At 36.2% G+C, this 19,416-nt stretch carries 17 protein-coding genes; 11 read left to right on the forward strand and 6 right to left on the reverse strand.

Annotated features, from left to right (window positions below):
- Window positions 1–15 precede the first annotated feature (15 nt).
- The gene (locus tag MUA87_RS00700) at window positions 16–984 is read left to right on the forward strand and encodes a sugar phosphate isomerase/epimerase family protein (RefSeq protein ID WP_262551062.1); all 969 of its coding nucleotides are present in this window, start codon (window positions 16–18) and stop codon (window positions 982–984) included.
- 108 nt (window positions 985–1,092) lie between these two features.
- Here the strand turns inward: MUA87_RS00700 and MUA87_RS00705 are convergent, their stop codons facing one another.
- Window positions 1,093–1,464, reverse strand: a complete 372-nt coding sequence (locus tag MUA87_RS00705; protein WP_262551064.1) for an LPXTG cell wall anchor domain-containing protein — start codon at window positions 1,462–1,464, stop codon at window positions 1,093–1,095.
- Between the two features lie 106 nt (window positions 1,465–1,570).
- On the opposite strand from MUA87_RS00705, the gene MUA87_RS00710 reads away from it, so the two are divergent.
- From MUA87_RS00710 to MUA87_RS00725, 4 genes are all read left to right on the forward strand, one after another.
- Window positions 1,571–2,593 carry a LacI family DNA-binding transcriptional regulator gene (locus MUA87_RS00710; RefSeq protein ID WP_262551065.1) on the forward strand — a complete coding sequence of 341 codons (1,023 nt, stop codon included), beginning with the start codon at window positions 1,571–1,573 and terminating at the stop codon, window positions 2,591–2,593.
- A 67-nt stretch (window positions 2,594–2,660) separates the two neighbouring features.
- Entirely contained in the window at window positions 2,661–3,950 is a 1,290-nt protein-coding gene (locus tag MUA87_RS00715) for an MFS transporter (protein WP_262551067.1), read from the forward strand.
- Window positions 3,951–3,965: 15 nt separating this feature from the next.
- Window positions 3,966–5,480 (forward strand): xylulokinase, encoded by a 1,515-nt coding sequence (gene xylB, locus MUA87_RS00720; RefSeq protein ID WP_262551404.1) that lies wholly within the window; start codon window positions 3,966–3,968, stop codon window positions 5,478–5,480.
- Window positions 5,470–6,540, forward strand: a complete 1,071-nt coding sequence (locus MUA87_RS00725) for an NAD(P)-dependent alcohol dehydrogenase (RefSeq protein ID WP_023014766.1) — start codon at window positions 5,470–5,472, stop codon at window positions 6,538–6,540. The genes xylB and MUA87_RS00725 overlap by 11 nt, the downstream gene beginning before the upstream one ends.
- Before the next feature lie 241 nt (window positions 6,541–6,781).
- Here the strand turns inward: MUA87_RS00725 and MUA87_RS00730 are convergent, their stop codons facing one another.
- A complete protein-coding gene (locus MUA87_RS00730; protein ID WP_023014764.1) occupies window positions 6,782–7,354 on the reverse strand; it encodes a hypothetical protein in 573 nt (190 codons plus the stop codon).
- A gap of 357 nt (window positions 7,355–7,711) precedes the next feature.
- On the opposite strand from MUA87_RS00730, the gene MUA87_RS00735 reads away from it, so the two are divergent.
- A complete protein-coding gene (locus tag MUA87_RS00735; protein WP_060804728.1) occupies window positions 7,712–8,326 on the forward strand; it encodes a hypothetical protein in 615 nt (204 codons plus the stop codon).
- A gap of 95 nt (window positions 8,327–8,421) precedes the next feature.
- Here the strand turns inward: MUA87_RS00735 and MUA87_RS00740 are convergent, their stop codons facing one another.
- Genes MUA87_RS00740 through MUA87_RS00750 form a run of 3 tightly spaced genes read right to left on the reverse strand, consistent with a single transcriptional unit; the run spans window position 8,422 to window position 11,370 of the window.
- The gene (locus MUA87_RS00740; protein WP_262551070.1) at window positions 8,422–9,918 is read right to left on the reverse strand and encodes a tripartite tricarboxylate transporter permease; all 1,497 of its coding nucleotides are present in this window, start codon (window positions 9,916–9,918) and stop codon (window positions 8,422–8,424) included.
- A gap of 16 nt (window positions 9,919–9,934) precedes the next feature.
- Complete coding sequence (locus tag MUA87_RS00745; RefSeq protein ID WP_060804726.1) at window positions 9,935–10,378, reverse strand: tripartite tricarboxylate transporter TctB family protein; 444 nt, start codon at window positions 10,376–10,378, stop codon at window positions 9,935–9,937.
- A gap of 11 nt (window positions 10,379–10,389) precedes the next feature.
- Window positions 10,390–11,370: a tripartite tricarboxylate transporter substrate binding protein gene (locus MUA87_RS00750; RefSeq protein WP_002480146.1), complete on the reverse strand. Its 981-nt coding sequence runs from the start codon at window positions 11,368–11,370 to the stop codon at window positions 10,390–10,392.
- Between the two features lie 331 nt (window positions 11,371–11,701).
- On the opposite strand from MUA87_RS00750, the gene MUA87_RS00755 reads away from it, so the two are divergent.
- The 3 genes from MUA87_RS00755 to MUA87_RS00760 all read left to right on the forward strand — a co-directional run bounded on the left by MUA87_RS00755 (window position 11,702) and on the right by MUA87_RS00760 (window position 16,369).
- A complete protein-coding gene (locus MUA87_RS00755; RefSeq protein ID WP_002480145.1) occupies window positions 11,702–13,342 on the forward strand; it encodes a BCCT family transporter in 1,641 nt (546 codons plus the stop codon).
- A 955-nt stretch (window positions 13,343–14,297) separates the two neighbouring features.
- Window positions 14,298–14,399, forward strand: a complete 102-nt coding sequence (locus MUA87_RS12825; RefSeq protein ID WP_219727503.1) for a putative holin-like toxin — start codon at window positions 14,298–14,300, stop codon at window positions 14,397–14,399.
- Between the two features lie 512 nt (window positions 14,400–14,911).
- Window positions 14,912–16,369, forward strand: a complete 1,458-nt coding sequence (locus MUA87_RS00760; protein WP_262551072.1) for a carbon starvation CstA family protein — start codon at window positions 14,912–14,914, stop codon at window positions 16,367–16,369.
- A 308-nt stretch (window positions 16,370–16,677) separates the two neighbouring features.
- On the opposite strand, the gene trhO is transcribed toward MUA87_RS00760, so the two are convergent.
- Window positions 16,678–17,631, reverse strand: coding sequence for an oxygen-dependent tRNA uridine(34) hydroxylase TrhO (gene trhO / locus MUA87_RS00765; RefSeq protein WP_002480141.1), 954 nt, complete (start codon window positions 17,629–17,631; stop codon window positions 16,678–16,680).
- Window positions 17,632–17,872: 241 nt separating this feature from the next.
- Here trhO and MUA87_RS00770 point away from each other — a divergent pair, with 241 nt between their 5' ends.
- Together MUA87_RS00770 and MUA87_RS00775 are read left to right on the forward strand one after the other, a co-directional pair.
- Window positions 17,873–19,066, forward strand: coding sequence for a protein NO VEIN domain-containing protein (locus MUA87_RS00770; protein WP_262551074.1), 1,194 nt, complete (start codon window positions 17,873–17,875; stop codon window positions 19,064–19,066).
- A 73-nt stretch (window positions 19,067–19,139) separates the two neighbouring features.
- A complete protein-coding gene (locus tag MUA87_RS00775) occupies window positions 19,140–19,412 on the forward strand; it encodes a GNAT family N-acetyltransferase (protein ID WP_394356884.1) in 273 nt (90 codons plus the stop codon).
- Window positions 19,413–19,416: the final 4 nt, after the last annotated feature.

Consider the following 19,416-nt stretch of genomic DNA (forward strand, 5'->3'; position numbering starts at 1 on the left):
AAAGGATGTTTATTTATGAAAGTTGGAGTTTTCACAGTTTTATTTTATGACAGAAATTTTGAAGAAATGTTAGATTACGTTGCAAATGCAGGGTTAAAAATGGTTGAAATTGGTACAGGTGGTAATCCGGGAGATAAATTCTGTAACTTAGATGAAATGCTTGAAAATGAAAAGAAACGTAAGGAATTTTTAAATAAGATTCACAGTAGAGGATTAGAAATTAGCGGTTATAGTTGTCACAACAATCCTATATCCCCAAATCCTGAAAAAGCTCGAGAAGCGGATGAAACTTTACGTAAAACAATTGAGTTAGCTGCATTGACAAATGTTCCAGTTGTTAATACTTTCTCAGGCATAGCAGGGTCAGATGAAACAGCTAAATATCCAAATTGGCCTGTTACACCATGGCCTACAGCCTATTCAGATATTTATAATTGGCAATGGGAAGAAAAGTTAATTCCTTATTGGAAAGATTTAGCAGAATATGCAAAAGAGAAAGATGTTAGAATCGCAATCGAATTGCATGCGGGATTCTTAGTACACACACCATATACATTGTTAAAACTGCGCAATGCAACAAATGAATATATTGGAGCTAATTTGGATCCAAGTCACTTATGGTGGCAAGGAATTGATCCAATTGCAGCAATTAAAATTTTAGGTAGAGAAAATGCTATACATCATTTCCACGCTAAAGATACTTATATTGATCAAGAAAATGTAAATATGTATGGTTTAACTGATATGCAACCTTATGCTGAAGTGGCAACGCGCGCTTGGACTTTCCGTACGGTTGGTTATGGCCATAGCCCTCATTTATGGGGAGACATTATTAGTGCATTGAGAATAAACGGATATGATTATGTTGTGAGTATCGAACATGAAGATCCTATTATGTCGGTTGAGGAAGGCTTTCAAAAAGCTGCTCAAACTTTAAATTCTGTTAATATTGGCGAAAATTCTGGAGATGTTTGGTGGGCATAATCAAATTAATCGCCATATAACATTAAAAAAATAGACAAGCTGTGAAGTAGGTATTTCTACTGACACAGCTTGTTTTTTATTCAAAAATCAATTTAGAAAGAGATTCAGTTATTTTTGATGTTTAGTTGAACGTCTTTTTCTTAAGAATATAATAGAGGCAAGAAGACTAATTGCACCAATGATTCCAGTGTTTAGAGTATTTTTTCCTGTTTTTGGCAATTGACTTCTGTCTGCTTTTTTCACATCTTTTGATTTGTTTGTTATAAGTTTTGTTTTAGCGATTGGTGATTCTTTTCTTGGATTTTCAGCATTACTTCTCTCATTATTATCACTGACAAAAGTTTTTGATGATTTTTCAATATTTTCGATAGGAGTTTTATTTTGTTTATCTAGAGATTTTTCTGAATCTAAAGTGCCAATTTTAATCTGTTTATTAACTGGGTTAATAGTTTCAACATTAATTAATTCAGAAGTAGTCATAGGAGCCGGGTTTATTGTATTTTGTAAATGTAAGCCTTTACATTTATACTAGGATACATTAAAATAAGAATCAGTTTTAACTTAAACGTTTAAGGAAGTAATCAATATGAACAATAATCCAACACTTCACGACGTCGCAAAAGCAGCAGGTGTTTCTGTAGCGACCGTTTCAAATGTGATGAATGGTAAAAAAGGACAAGTCAGCGAAAAAACGAAAGCGAAAGTAGAAGCAGCTGTTGAGTCGCTGGGTTATCAACCAAATACGTATGCTCGTCAGTTGAAAAGCGGCCAGAGTAACTTGGTTGCCTTTATTGTCCCTGACCAAAACCCATTCTTTACGGATATTTTGAACGGTTTAACTACAGTGTGTTTAGAACACAACTTGCAAGTGATTGTGATTTCGTCAGAAGAAAGTGAACAACGACAAAATGAATTGATAGATTTATTTGTGAAACAACGTGTCAATGCGATTGTGTTAGCACCTGTTTCGTCGCACCTGACATTAAAAGATGAATGGAAAAAGGCACCGATTGTGACAGTAGACAGAACGATAGAAACAAGTGATGTGCCAAGTGTCACAGTAAATAACCAAGCAGCGGGTTACCAAGCAACTAAACACTTATTGGAGTTAGGCCACACGTCTATTGCGATTTTATTGGCAAATCCTAAGATCAGTACAACTACCCATAGACAAGCAGGATATGAACAAGCGTTAATGGATAACCAGTTAACAGTTGATGCGCGTTTAATGAGTTTTAGTGATGATAAATTGGGGACTGAGGCTCAGATAAGAAGCGGGTATCTTGCGACTAAGCAATGGCTGACTTCAAAAGATGCACCAAGTGCGTTAATCGCAACGAACTATTTATTGATGATCGGTGCGTTACAAGCCTTTAAAGAACTGGATATTCAAATCGGCAAAGACATTTCATTTATCGGTTTTGATAATAGTCATTGGAACGAAATATATTCACCGGCCATTACGGTCGTAGAACAACCAGCAAGTAAACTCGGTGAATGTGCAGCGCAATTAATCATTGAAATGAACAACGATGAACCTGCAACTTCGGTAGAGTTATCGACGCATTTAGTCATAAGAGCATCGTGCGCTAAGAAAAATGAACGCTAGTTCGTTCTTTTTTCTTAACGTCAAACTTAAACGTTTAAGTTAGTTATAAATGAGGGGGAAATCTATAATGACGATAGAGAAAAATAGAAAGTTATGGATGGGAATACCGACAGTTGTATTCTTAGGTATTATCGCAATCTTTATTTTTATGACAGGAGACGGTATTGAACAAGCCTTCTTGTCTAAATACATCGTAGACATTGGATTCAGCAAAAGCCAAGCATCATTAGTCTTTGCGGTATATGGTGTGATGGTAGTAGTAGGTTCATGGTTAGCGGCAGTCTTATCTGACGTATATGGACCAAGAAAAGTAATGACAAGCGGTGTTGTATTATGGATTGTCTTCCATGTACTCTTCTTGACGTTTGGTTTGCAAGTTGAAAATTACAACATGATGTTATTGACGTACGGTATCAGAGGTATCGCATATCCATTATTCTTATACGGTTTCTTAGTATGGGTGACATACATTACAAATAAAGCACGTCTTGCGACTGCAATCGGTTGGTTCTGGGCGATGTTCTCAGTAGGTATGGGTGTTGTAGGTTCATACTTACCAAGTTTCACAATTCCATATATGGGCTTCATGGGAACACTGTGGCTATCTATCGTATGGATTATGATTGGCGGTATTATTGCTTATATCGCAGTAGGTAAAGACAATGTGAAACCTAACGCAGATTTAGCAGTAAGTGATCGTTATAAGAAGGTGCTTAAAGATATCGGTGTGGTTTATAAGAACCCTGAAATTATTAAAGTATTCATTGTAAGAATTATTAACCAACTATCACTCTTTGGATTAGTGATTATCTTCCCAGTTTTATTTACAGATGAAATCGGCTTTACGATGCAGCAATGGTTATGGATCTGGGGTACAATGCACGTCACTTGTATTGTTGGTGACGTATTCTGGGGTATTACTGCAGACAAAATCGGTTGGAAACGCCAAGTCATGTGGTTCGGTTGTGTCGGTTGCGGTATCACAACACTGACATTCTATTACTTACCGATGATTAGCGGAGACGTATTCTTGATCGGCGTATTATGTGCTGTATTATTCGGTATTACACAATCAGCATTCGTTCCGATTTTCGCGATTTTCACAGCGTTAGAACCAAATCATATTGGTGCAACATTATCTTCACATAACTTAGCAGCTGGTTTAAGTAACTTCTTACCATCTGTGATTGCGACAGTATTATTACCAGTCTTCAATGAAATCGGTGTGGTATGGGCATTCGCATTATTATACTTCTTTGGTGCTGTATTGACGTACTTCATCAAAGTACATCAACCAGGATTAAAAGAAAAACCGCGCAAAGTGATCCAACCTAAACCGGATAATGTAAATATTTAAAAAGGCAGATGAAACATATTGAAACCACTTGTTTTAGGTATAGATTTAGGAACAAGCTCAGTTAAAGTGATTGCGGTTGACCAACAAGGTTCGATTGTGACATCAAGCAGTGAACCTATCAGTATTTCACAACCGCAAAATGGTTATAGTGAACAAAACCCAGATGAATGGGTACAAGCAACAAAACAAGCAATTCAAACACTGACAAATCAGTTAAATGACAGTCAGTACCAAATAGAAGGTATGTCTTTCTCGGGCCAAATGCATGGCTTAGTATTATTAGATAAAGACAATCATCCTATTCGTCCAGCTATCTTGTGGAACGATACTAGAAATACTGAACAATGTGATGAAATCAAAGCGCATTTCGGAGACAAGTTACTGGGCAATCCCATTTTAGAAGGCTTTACGTTACCAAAATTATTATGGGTGAAAGCACATGAACCACAACACTTTGAGAAAGCTGAAACATTCATTCTTCCAAAGGATTATGTCAGATATGCATTAACTGGCAAGGTTCAAATGGAGAAATCTGATGCATCCGGTACACTGCTTTACAACAGTGAAAGTGAAACGTGGGATAAAGAAACAAGCACGTACTATGAGATTAAACATTTACTTCCAGAACTCGTTAATTCAACAGATGTAGTGGGTGAAGTAACTGAAACAGTAGCGCAAGAATTAAACTTACCAACTTCAACAAAAGTGATTGCGGGTGGCGCTGACAATGCATGTGGTGCACTCGGTGCCGGTATTATCGGTGAAGGAGATGCGATGTGCAGTATCGGTACGTCTGGTGTAGTACTCGTTTGTCAGAAAGATTATAGTGATTATCAAAATAATATTCACTATTTTAAACATGTCACACCGGATATCTCTTATGCGATGGGGGTTACACTTGCTGCAGGCTTCAGTTTAGATTGGTATAAGCGTAATTTCTATGCAGAACAAAGTTTTGAGGACATTACAAAAGATGCGGAAAGCTCCTCGCCAGGTGCGAATGGTTTAGTATTCACGCCATACTTAATGGGAGAACGTACACCGCATGGCGATGCGAAAATTAGAGGCAGCTTTATCGGTATCAGTGGTAAACAAACACGTGCAGATTTCTCACGTGCAGTGGTTGAAGGCATCACGTATTCGCTTTATGAATCATTAGATTATATCAGACAGTTTTATCCAGCGATTCACACCATCACTTCAATTGGCGGCGGTGCTAAAAGTGATTTCTGGTTACAACTTCAAGCAGATGTCTTCAACTTAGAAGTTAAGAAATTAAAACACGAAGAAGGACCAAGTATGGGAGCAGCAGTTCTAGCTGCTTATGGAATCGGTTGGTTCGATTCATTAAAAGACTGTGTTGAAACCTTTATTCAATACGACACGACATTCAAACCAAATACACAAAAACATAAAATTTATGAACGTTACTTCAAAGTGTATCAAGACGTTTATCAAAATACGAAACAGATGACAGCGGATCTGTTATCAATTCAACAAAATCACGGGGGTTATACAGATGACAAATAATATTCCTGAAACAATGCAGATAGCTTTATTAAATAAACCATTCGATATTGAAATCAAAGAAGTCGATGTACCTAAATTAGGACCGAAGGAAGTCTTAGTTAAAATGATGGCGGTGGGTGTTTGCGGTTCTGACGTCCATTACTACGAACATGGTAAAATCGGTGATTTCATTGTCAAAGAACCATTAATCTTAGGCCACGAATGTGCCGGTATGGTTGCGGCAGTTGGTGAAGATGTGACGAAGTTTTCAGTAGGTGACAGAGTCGCGGTAGAACCAGGTGTACCATGTGGTAAATGTGAACAATGTCAAAAAGGGCAATACAACTTATGCCAAGATGTTGAGTTTCTAGCAACACCACCGATTGATGGTGCATTCGCACAGTACATTGCACATCCAGAAGACTTCTTATTCCCAATTCCAGATTCATTATCTTATGAACAAGCATCATTAAACGAACCATTCTCAGTAGGTATTCAAGCTTGTAAACGTGCAGGTGTTCAACCAGGTTCAACAGTCGTAATTACAGGTATGGGTCCAGTTGGTTTAATGGCGGTTGTGGCAGCTAAAGCATTTGGTGCGACACGTATCATCGTGACTGACTTAGCAGATATTCGTTTAGAAGAAGCGTTAAAACTTGGTGCGACTGAAACAATTAATATTTCTAAAGAAGATCCAGTAGAACGTATCCAAGAAATTACAAACGGTAAAGGTGCAGACTATGCCTTTGAAACAGCAGGTCATCCAGCAGCACTACAATCAGCTGTACAATCTCTAGCAGTAGGCGGCAGCTTATCTATCGTTGGCCTACCACAACAAGAGGAAATTGCCTTAAACATTCCATTCATTGGTAACCGTGAATTAAATATTTATGGTGTCTTCCGTTACGCAAACACTTACCCAATGGGTATTGAAATGTTAAACAATACAGACGCAGATTTAGACTCAATGTTCACAGATTCATATGAACTTAAAGATACAAAAGCAGCATTAGAAAGAGCACTCAACAACAAACAAGGTTCATTAAAAGTGATGGTTTATCCTAACGGTTTCTTAGACTAATATATAGATCAAATAGCCTCGTCCAAAAAAGCGGACGAGGCTATTTTTATAACTATCTGTCTTCATCATTATTCTTCACAAAAAACCTTAATATTACTGCCAGCACTAATAATACTATAGTTACAACAGCTTTAATGAATGTGCTGATAGGCAAGAATAAAACAATCAAAATTATAACGAATCCTATGAGATAAAGTGTTTCTTTCTTTTTGGTATTCAAGTGGCATTCACCTCAGTAGTTTTATTTTTCAAAGATAGGTGCACAGGCGCCTACAATTGTTGCGATACCGAAGAAATCTAATAAAGCTTCTTTAACATCTGGTCCAGCCGCTTTTGCAGCTTGTGCTGCGGCGTTCTTAACAGCGCTTTGTTTACTATGACCAAGTTTTCTTAACTGTTTATATGCTCCAGACATCTTCTTAACAAACGTTAATGTGCCCCCGGCAGCTTTTAAAGCAGACTTTACTTTTGCGATTTTAGCAGGTGTAAAATTAGTGACAAGTGCATATCCTATTGCTCCTGTACAAGCTGCATAATTACTGACACTTGCTCCGTAAGTTTGAACACCTACTCCTTGTTCATTTAAGTAGTTTTCAATTGCGGGTTTTCCTTCATTAATAACAGAGTCTGGCATGTGTTCAATAGCAGATAATGTCCTAGTTAAACCTTCCATATCTAATTCTTCATTAGTATAAAGGCTTGAGGATTCGTTTTCACTAGATATTTGTTCAACAGCATCTACAAAAGTTTGACTTGTTACACTGAATAATACAGTTAAAGCAGAAAGTGAGAAAGCAACTTTTTTATAATTCATGGTTAGGCCTCCGTTTATTAGCAAACATCCCTAACATCCCATTCCAATAATATCACTTAAATAATAACAATATATAAATTTACTATTAATTCAATAAAAATTAACATAAATATATATAATGTAAATATCAACTTTTTAACATAAGAAGATAGAAGGAGTAGTAAGAATTGTTGTGAGTTAGCAGAGAGAGCCAGCTACTTTATTAGAAATCATTATATTATAGGGCATGAACCTTTAATAGAAATGCTAAATTTTTAAACTGAAACATTATTTCTTGTTTTTTTGTAAATAATATATCAAAACGTTTGATATTGTGTAATACTAAAAAAGAAGATTAGTGTTTAGGAGATGGTATAAATGGTAGAAATTATTTCAGCAATCATCGGGGCTATTACAACATGTGTCATTACAATTTATGGTATTAATTTGCAGTTTGAAAAACAAAAGCGAGAACAAGAAGTGGCTTATAGAAATGATTTAGTCAGTATGCTAGATATTTTGGTGTTTCAAGTAGCCAAAATAAGAAATAACCAACTTACATTTGATATGTCGAATTTAAATAGACAAACGACTAATGAAATATTAAGTGAGGTTGCAGATGATTATAATGCGTATGATATGCATCTACAAAACTTGGTCTTAATGATGAGTCATCATATAGACGAATCTAATAAAGATATACAAGAAATTATGAAAATTAATCAAGATTTAGTTGATAAATATAGAAAATTTGATAAGAGTGCCAAAATATATAAAAATCAATACGATCAACCAAGCTGCGACAAAAATATAGTTGTAAGATCAAAAATCAATTTAGATGTAACTGTTGGAGAGTTCATTGATGGTATAACTAAATTTGGTTTAGAGCGATATAGTCATAAGCTTTATAGACCTGCATTGATAAAGGTATTAGATAAAAATGATGGCGATAAATATAAGCAATATAACGCAAAGAAATATGATAAAGAATAAAAACTGATAACATAAAAAATACCGTATAAAGTTTTCACTTTTTAAGTGTCTGCTTTATACGGTGTTTTTCAAAATGTTAAATCATTGCCTTTCATTTACTCTGCTTTCTTCCGCTTCTTCACCATCTTCATTATCAATGGATATGTTAATGAAAGTACTGTCATAATCGTCAACACAATACTGATCGGTGACCCGAAGAAAATATCGAACACATTATTATTGCTGGTAATTAAGCTCTTACGGAAGTTCTGTTCCATATCTGATCCGACAATAGCTGCCAAGATGAGCGGAGCCATCGGGAAGTCTAAAAGTTTCAAGCCTAAGCCTAATAAACCAAAGATTAATAAAATATAGAAATCTACAACACTATAACCTAAAGTGTATGTACCTAAGTAAGCTAACACTAAAATAATTGGATAAAGTACTTTAGGCGGTGTACGTAAAATCTTAAGTAACACGCCTATGAGTGCGATGTTGATAATCACTAAGAAAATATTACCGATAAACATACTGTTAATAAGTGTCCAAATGGTTTCTGGTTCATTTTCAAAGAGTAAGGGGCCAGGTTGTAAACCTAACATAATAACCGCACCTAAAATAACAGCGGTTGTTCCTGAACCAGGTACACCCATTGTAAGTAATGGAATCAGTGCACCGACTGAAGCAGCGTTGTTAGACGCCTCAGGTGCCGCAACCCCTTCAATCGCACCTTTACCAAAGTCTTTACCATTCTTGTTCACTTGCCGCTCAGTAGAGTAACTCAACATAGAAGCGATAGAACCACCAGCACCTGGTAAGACACCAATGACGAATCCAATTGGACTTTGTCTTAACATAGTCCACCATGTCCGCTTCCAATCCGTCTTAGTCAACTTCATTGATCCTAATTTCGCATCAGGCGGCTTCAATGCTTCTAGATGCATATAGTTATACAGCACTTCAGCCACCGCATAGACACCGATAATCACAACTAAGAAGTTAATCCCTTCACTTAGGTGTGGAATATCGAAGGTGAAGCGGTAAACGCTTGTTTGTAAATCTACGCCGACTGTACTGACCATGAGTCCAATCGCAGTAGCGATAAAACCTTTGACCATTTTACCGATAGATAATGAGACAATCGTCGATAATGTAAATAAGAATAGTACAAAGTATTCACGTGGTCCGAATTGAAGCGAGAAATCTGATAGCGGTTTGGCGAGTAAAATAAACCCGACAACTGCCACAATACCGCCGATGAGTGAAGCGACTGCGGAAATCGTTAAAGCTTTGCCCGCTTCCCCATTTTTAGTCATAGGATATCCATCGAAAGTAGCCGCAATCGCAGAACCATCACCTGGTGTATTCAGTAAAATAGAACTACGCGATCCCCCATACATCGCGCCATAATAAATCGCAATCATTAAAATCAAGGCACTGACAGGTTCCATACCGAATGTCACAGGAATTAACACTGCGACTGCGGTTGCTGGACCTAACCCTGGCAGCATGCCTACAATTGTCCCTAAAAATCCGCCGATTAACACCCATAATAAATTCATAGGATGAAAGGCAGTTGTGAGACCTTCTAAGAACGTATTGATATCTCCCATATTGCTCCCCCTTGTCTTATGGTAAACTCACATCTAATAATTGAGAGAAGGTATACCATGTAATCCCTGAAAATACGAGCGCCACAATGATATTTTGAAGCCAGTGTTTCACTCCATTGATTAAAAACAATACGCCTCCTAAGAAGAGGATTGTTGAAATCAAGAAACCTAAGCGTTCAAAAATCAATGCGTAAATAATAATCATTGCCACTGTTGCGCCTAAGCGTATTAAGGTTTTCTTTTGAAGTAACAAGTCTAGAATTTCAAAATGCTCATGTCTTTTTTTATATTCTTGGAAGAAATAAATCACACTCATCACAATCAATAACACTGAAATGAGTAGCGGAAAGTACATTGGACTGTTTGGATCACCAATGCGTGAACGTTGTACATTCAGCGTTAAAACTAAATAGATGATGCCTAATAACGTAAGTAAAATAGGCGGCATTAAACGAGCCATACAATTCCCCCTTAGAAACCAGCATCTTTAATCAGCTGATCATATTTTTTGCGTTGCTCTTTTAAGAATTTTTCAGATTCAGCACTATCTTTATAGAAGTTATCCCAATCATTGTTTTTGCGTAATTCTTGCCATTGTTTAGAATGTACGACTTTACGCATGGTCTTATCCCAATAAGCACGTTCTTCTTTTGTCATATCTTTCGTCCCCATGACACCGCGCCAATGAGGGAACACCATATCGACACCTTGTTCTTGCCAAGTCGGCACATCCTTAATGCCTTCAAGTCGTTCATCAGATGACACTGCCAACATTTTCAGTTTATGTACTTGATGTTGCTCTTTAACTTCTGATACTGCTGTAGAAGCGACATCTACATGACCGCCAAGTAGGGCAGTTTGTAAATCTCCGCCACTCTTATACACTAAGAAATCAAGTTTATCGACATCTACACCGTATTGTTTCGCTGCTTGTACGAATGCAAGGTGGTCGTTATTTCCTAAACCAGGTGCGACACCGATTGTCAGTGATTTCGGATCTTTCTTGAGCTTTTCCATCACTTCTTTACCAGAGTTCAAATTAGATTTATTTGATGCGGTTAAACTAATCCATTCAGTCGCAAGAATCGCAATAGGAGTGAAGTCATCATCTCCAAGGTCACTCAACCCTAATTCTTTATTAGATAGTAATAGGCTTGAGTTAATGGCGATCGTATTTGGCGAACGTGATTTTAAGTATTGCCAACCGACTTCACCACCGCCTCCAGGCTTATTCACAACTGTAATGTTTTGATTTGTCAGCTTTTCATCTAACATGACTTTCTGAATTGCGCGTGCAGTGGTGTCCCAGCCACCGCCTGGTGAAGCGGGTGCTATAATCTCAACAGTTTCATCAGGAAACGTATTGGATTTTGCGGTTTTCTTATCATCAGATTTACCGCAGCTCGCTAAAATAACTGTCATGGCTAACACGAAGTACCCCAATCTTCGCATAAAAATCCCCCTTTGTTTAAAAATATTCAATTTTACGATAATTTATCACAATTTTCAAAATTTAACAATGATTGTTAGATGTAATTATTATATAAATAACTAAGGGTATAAATTATAAAATATATATTGGAATCTGTGAAAATAAATGAAAACTTGAGGTTATCATCTTTAAGTGTCTGTAGGACTGATATTAAATTCTCAAAAAGTTTCGTAATAAAAATTAAATAATGATGTGAATGTTTTTAATGATGAATTGTGATTATGTTCTGTTTATGGTTTAATGAAACAAACGCTTATATGAAACAAGCGGGAAGGGGATTATTAATTTCACATGAAAACCAGGAAAGAAAAACATAGAAATATAGTTTATTTCACTTCGGTAGGGATTATCCTGCTGGCGACTTTAGTTGCGGGCATTTTCCCGAAACTATTCGGAAAATATGCGCAGAGTACGTATGATGTCATTGCAGGGGCATTTGGATGGCTCTTCTTAGTCATTATTGTCGTACTGGATATTTTCTTAATCGCTTTAGCCGTTTCACGATACGGCCGCTTCAAACTCGGCGCAGATGACTCTGAACCAGAATTCTCATTCATGTCTTGGATTGGGATGTTATTCTCAGCAGGACTTGGTGTTGGGATTGTCTTCTGGGGTGTAGCAGAACCGCTGACACACTTCTTACATGCGCCGTTCCCAGGTGTTAAAGATCAATCTGCAGAATCTGCACGTTTAGCTATGGGATATACCTTCTTCCACTGGGGTATCTCACAATGGTCTATCTTCGCAATGGCAGGTTTAACAGTAGCGTACTTCCAATTCCGTAAGAAACGTAACGGATTAATTTCTACAGCTATGGAACCGGTCTTTGGCGAGGCTTATCCAAGACCTTTACGTAACTTGATCGATATTCTCGCAATTATTGCGACAGTGATGGGGATTGCGACATCTATCGGTTTAGGTATTATGCAAATCAGTGGTGGATTAAATCATGTCTTTGATGTACCGAATACGAATGTGACTAAAGTTGCGATTACAGTCATTATGGTATGTATCTTCTTAGGATCAGCACTTACAGGTTTAAACCGAGGTGTTAAATGGTTGAGTAATATCAATATCGGACTTGGGGCAATCTTATTGATATTCATCTTAATCTTTGGTGATTTAAAATTCGTGTTAGAATCTTATACACTTGCGATTTCAGATTACTTAACACACTTTATTCAATATAGTTTACGTATCAATCCATACACAGGTGATAACAGTTGGGTTCAACAATGGACAGTCTTCTACTGGGCATGGGTCATTGCTTGGTCACCATTTATCGGTGGTTTCGTTGCCCGTGTATCACGTGGACGTACAATTCGTGAATTCGTCATTGGTGTATTAATCATTCCACCATTAATTTCATTCACTTGGATTGCTGGATTTGGTGGTACGGCATTAAAAATTGCATTAACACAAAATACAGGTATCGAGAAAATTGTAGATAAAGATTATTCAGTCGCATTATTCGAGTTGTTGAAACAATTCCCAATTTCAGATATCACAAGTATTCTAGCCATTGCCTTAATCTTTATCTTTATTGTGACAAGTGCCGACTCTACAACACACATTGTCGCAAGTATGGCGACAGGCGGGGTTGATAACCCTAACGTAAAAGATAAAGTTATTTGGGGCTTATTAATCGGTGCGATTTCAGTCACAATGACTATTGCAGGTGGTTTAACAAGTTTACAAACTGCTTCACTTGTGACAGGCTTACCATTCTCTATCATCTTAGTGTTGATGATCTTTGCGATTATGGGTGCCTTACGTCGAGAACCGACAAAACACTTCCAGATGTCATATATTGATGACGAAAAAGACTTCTCTATTCCATTAGAGAAACGTGAGAAAGAAATTCAAAAAGAACAAGAAGCGCAAGAACAAGCGCGACAAGAAGAACAAGAGAACCAACATAAAGAAGATTAAAATATCGAGATAAAGTGATAGCCGCTTCGCACGATGGGTGTGTGAAGCGGCTATTATTTATTGTATAATTTAAATAACTATTACATATGATAATTAAAAGAGCATTCACCTAATCAGAAAGAAATGTATGCTTAATCAGGTGAAAGGAGTTAGAGAAAGAGAGAAGTACAACCATGATTAAAACGTTAAAAATCATCGCTTTTATTTTTTCAATTAGTTATTTAACCCTATTTATTACCAAGTTTGTTTACCAACCCATTTTAAGTGAAAAGATTGAAGGTTTCGCAGAATTAATCATTATAATACTGGTTCTGGTAATTGCGGTAAGTGAGAAATTAAGTAAAAAAAGACAAAGCATAAAACGTTTCGCGACATCACGAGGCGTTTTATGCTTTTTGTTTATTCTGATAATGACTGATCCCATAAGCAATTAATATCACCCATAATAAAATATCAAAAGGATGAAGCAATGTCTGAAGGATAGACTTATGCTCAATAAATATACTATCTAGTATCTTAACGATTTGAAGTAGAATCATCGCAATAATGACATAATACAAAGGCTTTCGCTTAACGGTACAGTAAATAATGAAGCTTAAGACAACTATGGGAATAAGGATAACGCTCAATGTATAAATCATATGTTATGCATACCTTTCTTTATCTAAACTTATAAATAGCATCGTATTTGATTTATGAATACAATCACATACTCAGATATTTAACTTAGACATATATTGTCATCTTCATAAAAATATTTGTAAAAATTGCAAGTACATTTACATGTAAGTGTATTGAATTTGGTTATAAAAATAAAGAATTTTATTATGTCATAATGTAAAATAAATTGAACCATAATATAATAAATGCATGAGAAAGTTGAATAGATGGTGGCAAATCTAATTTAAAGGAGGTGATGCCTATAGTATCGCTGAATTTAGAAAGGAAATGCTTTATGAGTGTATTTGAAGCTATAAGTATAATGATTGCGTTCTGTGATTTGCAGTTCACAATTCTAGTATTTATCTTTTTGTACATTTCTAATAGAAAAAAATAAACCATCTACAAACTTTGACAAGTCAGATGGTTTATTTTTTAACCTTCAATGTGTCACCGTCTTTGAAACGGTCTCAAAGAGTCGTGTACGAGCACTGCTCTTTTTTAATATATTTATATTATCGCACAACATAAATGAGAAGTACAATTGAAATAGTATTGCTACTGGCATTTGGTGAATTTATACTAAATCTAGTCTCTACTATTACGAAATTTGTTGAAAAAAGAGATAAAAAATAAACCATCTTTCTGCTTTGACTAAGGAAATGGCTTATTTTAAAAATTTTCTATGGCACCGTCTTTTAACGGGCTCAAAGAGTGTACTAGCACGATTATTTTATAACATAAATTTATTATAAACACAATAATAAACAGTGTGTAACAACTATTTCTAGCTAAACATTTCACAATCTTGTGACAAATAAAGAAATGTGGTTCAATTAAGAAAACGCTTTCATAAAGTTGTCACATCTTGAACTACAGGGAGAGAGATAGAAAAAGGGGGATTGTGAAATGATTACGTTTATTATTTCTATCATTTTACTAATTATTGGTTATTTCACTTATGGAAAGTACATTGATAAGATGTTTGGACCGAAAACAGGGAGACCGACACCAGCACATCATCAACGAGATAATGTTGACTTTGTACCGATGAAGACATCGTCTAACTCGTTAATTCAGTTACTGAATATTGCTGGGGTAGGTCCAATCTTCGGACCAATTATGGGGGCATTGTATGGACCGGTCGCATTTTTATGGATTGTTTTAGGATGTATTTTCGCAGGAGCCGTTCATGATTATTTAACAGGTATGATTTCTATTCGAAACAAAGGGGCTCATCTACCTGAACTTGCGAGTAAATTCTTAGGGAAGGTCATGAAGCACTTCGTTAATATCTTCTCGATTTTATTGTTGCTGCTTACGGGAACAGTATTCGTGACGAGTCCAGCGTTATTGCTTCATAACATGATGGACGGTCGTATTGCGTTAGGTGTTATTATCTTCGTTATTTTTGTTTACTACATTCTTTCAACGATTTTGCCGATTGATAAAATTATTGGACGTGTTTATCCAGTCTTTGGAGCGTTATTGTTAATCAGTGCGGTCGCAATGGGCTTTCGTTTAATTCAAACAGGCGCACCGATTCCAGAGTTAAGTTTAAAAAATATGCACCCTGACGGCGCACCGATTTTCCCACTGTTATTCTTTACGATTACATGTGGCGCATTATCAGGTTTCCATGCGACACAAACACCGATTATTTCACGTACTGCGAACAATGAAAAGAATGGCCGCTTTATCTTCTATGGCATGATGGTTGCAGAAGGAGTTATCGCGATGATCTGGGCAGCAGCAGGTATGAGTTTATTTAATGGTTATCAAGGCTTGCAAGGAGTGCTTGCGAAAGGGGAAGCAGCACTTGTTGTGAGTGAGGCATCTCACTTATTGCTTGGTTCTGTTTTAGGTACAATTGCGGTGTTAGGTGTGATTGTCTTACCTATCACAAGTGGTGATACATCATTTAGAAGTGCACGTATGATTATTGCGGATTACTTGAATGTCAATCAACGTTCTCTAGTTAAACGTATTATCGTTGCAGCACCGCTGTTTATTATCAGTTTCGGCTTAACACAAATTGATTTCACAATTCTATGGCGCTACTTCTCATGGGCAAACCAAACAACAGCAGTGGTCGCATTATGGGTCGGCGCGATGTATCTGTTGCTAGCTAAGAAGAACTTCTGGGTAGCAGCTGTACCTGCGACATTCATGACGTGGAATATCTTTGTCTATATCTTAAGTCAGAAGATTGGTTTCGGTTTAAATTTAACGCTTAGCTATTATTTAGGTGCTGTCTTAACATTAATTTGGATTGCTTATTTCATTTATCAATACAAGAAAGTGACAGCAGGTGTGAAATTTGAGTTAGATCATCCAATCGTGTCACAGCGAGATGCGACAGTCTAACAAGGTGTCTTAAATAGATTAGTTCAACCCGTACGTTAAAGCACGTGCGGGTTTTTTATTGTACTGAATTTAGAAAGGACATGCCCATGAGTGTATTTGAAGTTATAAGTATAATGATTGCGTTCTGTGGTTTGTAGTTCGCAATTCTAGTATTTATTTTTTAGCCTTCAATGTGTCACCGTCTTTGAAACGGTCTCTAAAGCATCGTGTACCAGCACGGTGCTTTTTATTTTCATCTATATTATGACACAATTTAAATATAGACATAAAAAAAGATGGGTACTGAATACCCATCGTGTTTTGAATAATTATTGGTGGACAGTTTCTTTAAAGTTTTCTAAACGGCGTTCTTTTTCCTCATCACTGAGATTGTGTTTCGCTACATAGCGATTACGTTCGTGCTCTGCACATTCTTTACAGCAAGCACCTAAATAACGGTGTTCGTTTTCTTCTGATACTAAGATTTGTTTATTACATTCAGGGTTACTGCAGTTGATATAACGTTCGCATGGTGTACCATCGAACCATTCTTTGCCAATCACTGTTTTTTCTACTTGGTTAACGTCTACACTGATACGTTCATCGAAGACGTACATTTTACCGTCCCATAATTCACCTTGTGTTTCAGGGTCTTTACCGTACGTTGCGATACCGCCTTCTAATTGTGCAACATCTTCAAAGCCTTCTTTAAGTAAGAAGCCTGAGAATTTTTCACAACGGATACCGCCGGTACAATAAGTGACAATTTTCTTATCCATGAACATATCTTTATTGTCTCTGATCCATTGCGGTAAATCACGGAAACGTGTAATGTTTGGACGAACTGCACCACGGAAATGACCTAAATCAAACTCATAGTCATTACGTGCGTCTAAGACGATAGTATCTTCATCATCTAAAGCTTCTCTGAATTCTTTAGGTGATAAATATTTACCTGTTGTCTCACGTGGGTCGATATCATGTTCTAAATCAAGTGCTACGATTTCATGTCTTGGACGTACATGCATTTTCTTAAATGCATGACCTTCTGCTTCATCAATCTTGAATGTGATATCTTTGAAGCGTTCATCTGCACGCATATGTGCAATATAAGCGTCTGTGTCTTCTTTTGTTCCTGATAACGTACCATTAATCCCTTCAGTAGAGACTAAAATACGACCTTTTAAATTGTGCGCTTTACAGAACTCTAAGTGTTCTGCCGCATACGTTTCTGGGTCATCTATAGTGACATATTTATAATATAACAATACTCTATAATCCATATTATGATACTCCTCAATCTTTCTATCTATTTCTCATTATAAAGGAAAAAGCTAAAACCTAAATGATGCATTAGACCTATTTTTTTACCGATAAGTATTATTTTCCACTGTAATAGCTTAACAAATCATTGTAAATATGCAATAAGTTTGTTTGTGAACTTAAATTCGATTAATGGTTATGAACGATATGGATGGCTAATATAACTATGAACACCAAAATTCTAAACAAAGGAGCAATTGTATGAATATTGATAGTTATATCGCAAAGTTCCTTATGGAAGATCATGAAGATCTTAAACAAAAACAGCAGATGATTGAAGTCTTTAATAAAGAGTTTACGAAAGAAAAATTAGAGCGTTTAACTTATGAAGATTATGTATTGGGAAAAGATAATTATAATGCTTATAGCTATTGGCTGGAGTATAAACTGCATAGTATAGGATCAATTAAAGGCGGAGCGGTAACTAAACATGGTGTTTGGTTCAGTAAAAAGGAAAATAAATTGAAGTGGACTAAATGGTTTGAACAATCTGGCTACGAACCTATTGAACTGGTGAAAGATTTATTATTAAAACTTAGAAATCATGGAGACCATATGAGCTTTGAAGAAATAGAAAAAGAACCTGGCTCAACAACACTGAAATATAAATCATTATACTTATTTTATCCGGATAGGTTTCTTCCAATGTTTTCTGAGTTTTTATACGATTATTATTTAAAGAAAAACGGTATTTCCATTGAAAATATGAAAGGTCTAGGTCAAAAGCAAGATGCGCTACTGAAATGGAAAAGTTCATATGAATTACTCGATAAAATGTCTCCTGCAGTATTTACAAAGTTTCTGTATTATTATTTTGGTAAACCTAGGAAAGAAAAAGATAATAGTAATAAGGTCTGGATAGATGGTGGAATCATAAATGAAGGTGTGCAAGAAAAATGTTTAGAACATTTGAAATCTAGTTATAAGGTGAATGAAAATCCACAAATACAAAATCGAAGTCCAATAAGAACAGGTAAGAACGCTGCGCCGTATAAACCAGATTATGACAGTATTAATCAGAGGCGTTCTTTAATAGGTGAAACCGGCGAAAGAAAAGTGATGCAATATGAAAAGGACAGATTGAAAAACAGCCAATTCAGTGAGAGTATTAAGCATGTTTCAAAAGATAATGATGGTGAGGGTTATGATATCATGTCTTTTGAAGAGAATGGAGATCCTCGTTATATAGAAGTTAAGACAACTACAAGCATAAATAATGCGGATTTTTATTTAACCAGAAACGAACTAGAAACTATGGAAAAGCATGAAAATTATTGGGTCTATGTGGTAACTGGTATTTATCAAGATGAGCCTGTCATTAGTCCATTCGAAAAATCAAAGCTAAAAGAATTAGAGTTAGTTCCAGTTTTATTTAAGGCTGCTATCACCTTGTAGAGCTTCACTACATTTGTTTTTCACACAAACGGGTATAATAACTATATATAGAACTTTAAATGAGGTGAGATACATGGCAGAGATTAAACATGGCAACAATAAATTTTATGTTGGTGATGAAACGAAACCAGATGCAGAAATGGATTATACAATGAACGACGATGTGATGACGATTACGTATACAGGTGTAGATCCAAAGTTACGTGGACAAGGTGTCGGTAATCAATTAGTCCATGCCGGTTTAGAGTATGCGAAAGAAAATGACTTAAAAATTGATGCACAATGCTGGTTCGCAAAAGCATTCATTGAAAATACAGATGACAAAGATATTTTGGTAAATAAATAATAAT

This window comes from Staphylococcus simulans (assembly GCF_025561465.1).
GTDB classification, from domain to species: domain Bacteria; phylum Bacillota; class Bacilli; order Staphylococcales; family Staphylococcaceae; genus Staphylococcus; species Staphylococcus simulans.

Excerpts from the sequence above, each read along its gene's own strand:
- MUA87_RS00755 (WP_002480145.1), top strand. The coding sequence starts at position 11,702 with ATGAAAACCAGGAAAGAAAAACATAGAAATATAGTTTATTTCACTTCG.
- MUA87_RS00770 (WP_262551074.1), top strand. The coding sequence starts at position 17,873 with ATGAATATTGATAGTTATATCGCAAAGTTCCTTATGGAAGATCATGAA.
- MUA87_RS00745 (WP_060804726.1), bottom strand. The coding sequence starts at position 10,378 with ATGGCTCGTTTAATGCCGCCTATTTTACTTACGTTATTAGGCATCATC.
- MUA87_RS00700 (WP_262551062.1), top strand. The coding sequence starts at position 16 with ATGAAAGTTGGAGTTTTCACAGTTTTATTTTATGACAGAAATTTTGAA.
- MUA87_RS00735 (WP_060804728.1), top strand. The coding sequence starts at position 7,712 with ATGGTAGAAATTATTTCAGCAATCATCGGGGCTATTACAACATGTGTC.
- MUA87_RS00730 (WP_023014764.1), bottom strand. The coding sequence starts at position 7,354 with ATGAATTATAAAAAAGTTGCTTTCTCACTTTCTGCTTTAACTGTATTA.
- MUA87_RS00725 (WP_023014766.1), top strand. The coding sequence starts at position 5,470 with ATGACAAATAATATTCCTGAAACAATGCAGATAGCTTTATTAAATAAA.
- MUA87_RS00775 (WP_394356884.1), top strand. The coding sequence starts at position 19,140 with ATGGCAGAGATTAAACATGGCAACAATAAATTTTATGTTGGTGATGAA.
- MUA87_RS00705 (WP_262551064.1), bottom strand. The coding sequence starts at position 1,464 with ATGACTACTTCTGAATTAATTAATGTTGAAACTATTAACCCAGTTAAT.
- MUA87_RS12825 (WP_219727503.1), top strand. The coding sequence starts at position 14,298 with ATGAGTGTATTTGAAGCTATAAGTATAATGATTGCGTTCTGTGATTTG.
- MUA87_RS00750 (WP_002480146.1), bottom strand. The coding sequence starts at position 11,370 with ATGCGAAGATTGGGGTACTTCGTGTTAGCCATGACAGTTATTTTAGCG.
- trhO (WP_002480141.1), bottom strand. The coding sequence starts at position 17,631 with ATGGATTATAGAGTATTGTTATATTATAAATATGTCACTATAGATGAC.
- MUA87_RS00710 (WP_262551065.1), top strand. The coding sequence starts at position 1,571 with ATGAACAATAATCCAACACTTCACGACGTCGCAAAAGCAGCAGGTGTT.
- MUA87_RS00760 (WP_262551072.1), top strand. The coding sequence starts at position 14,912 with ATGATTACGTTTATTATTTCTATCATTTTACTAATTATTGGTTATTTC.
- MUA87_RS00715 (WP_262551067.1), top strand. The coding sequence starts at position 2,661 with ATGACGATAGAGAAAAATAGAAAGTTATGGATGGGAATACCGACAGTT.
- MUA87_RS00740 (WP_262551070.1), bottom strand. The coding sequence starts at position 9,918 with ATGGGAGATATCAATACGTTCTTAGAAGGTCTCACAACTGCCTTTCAT.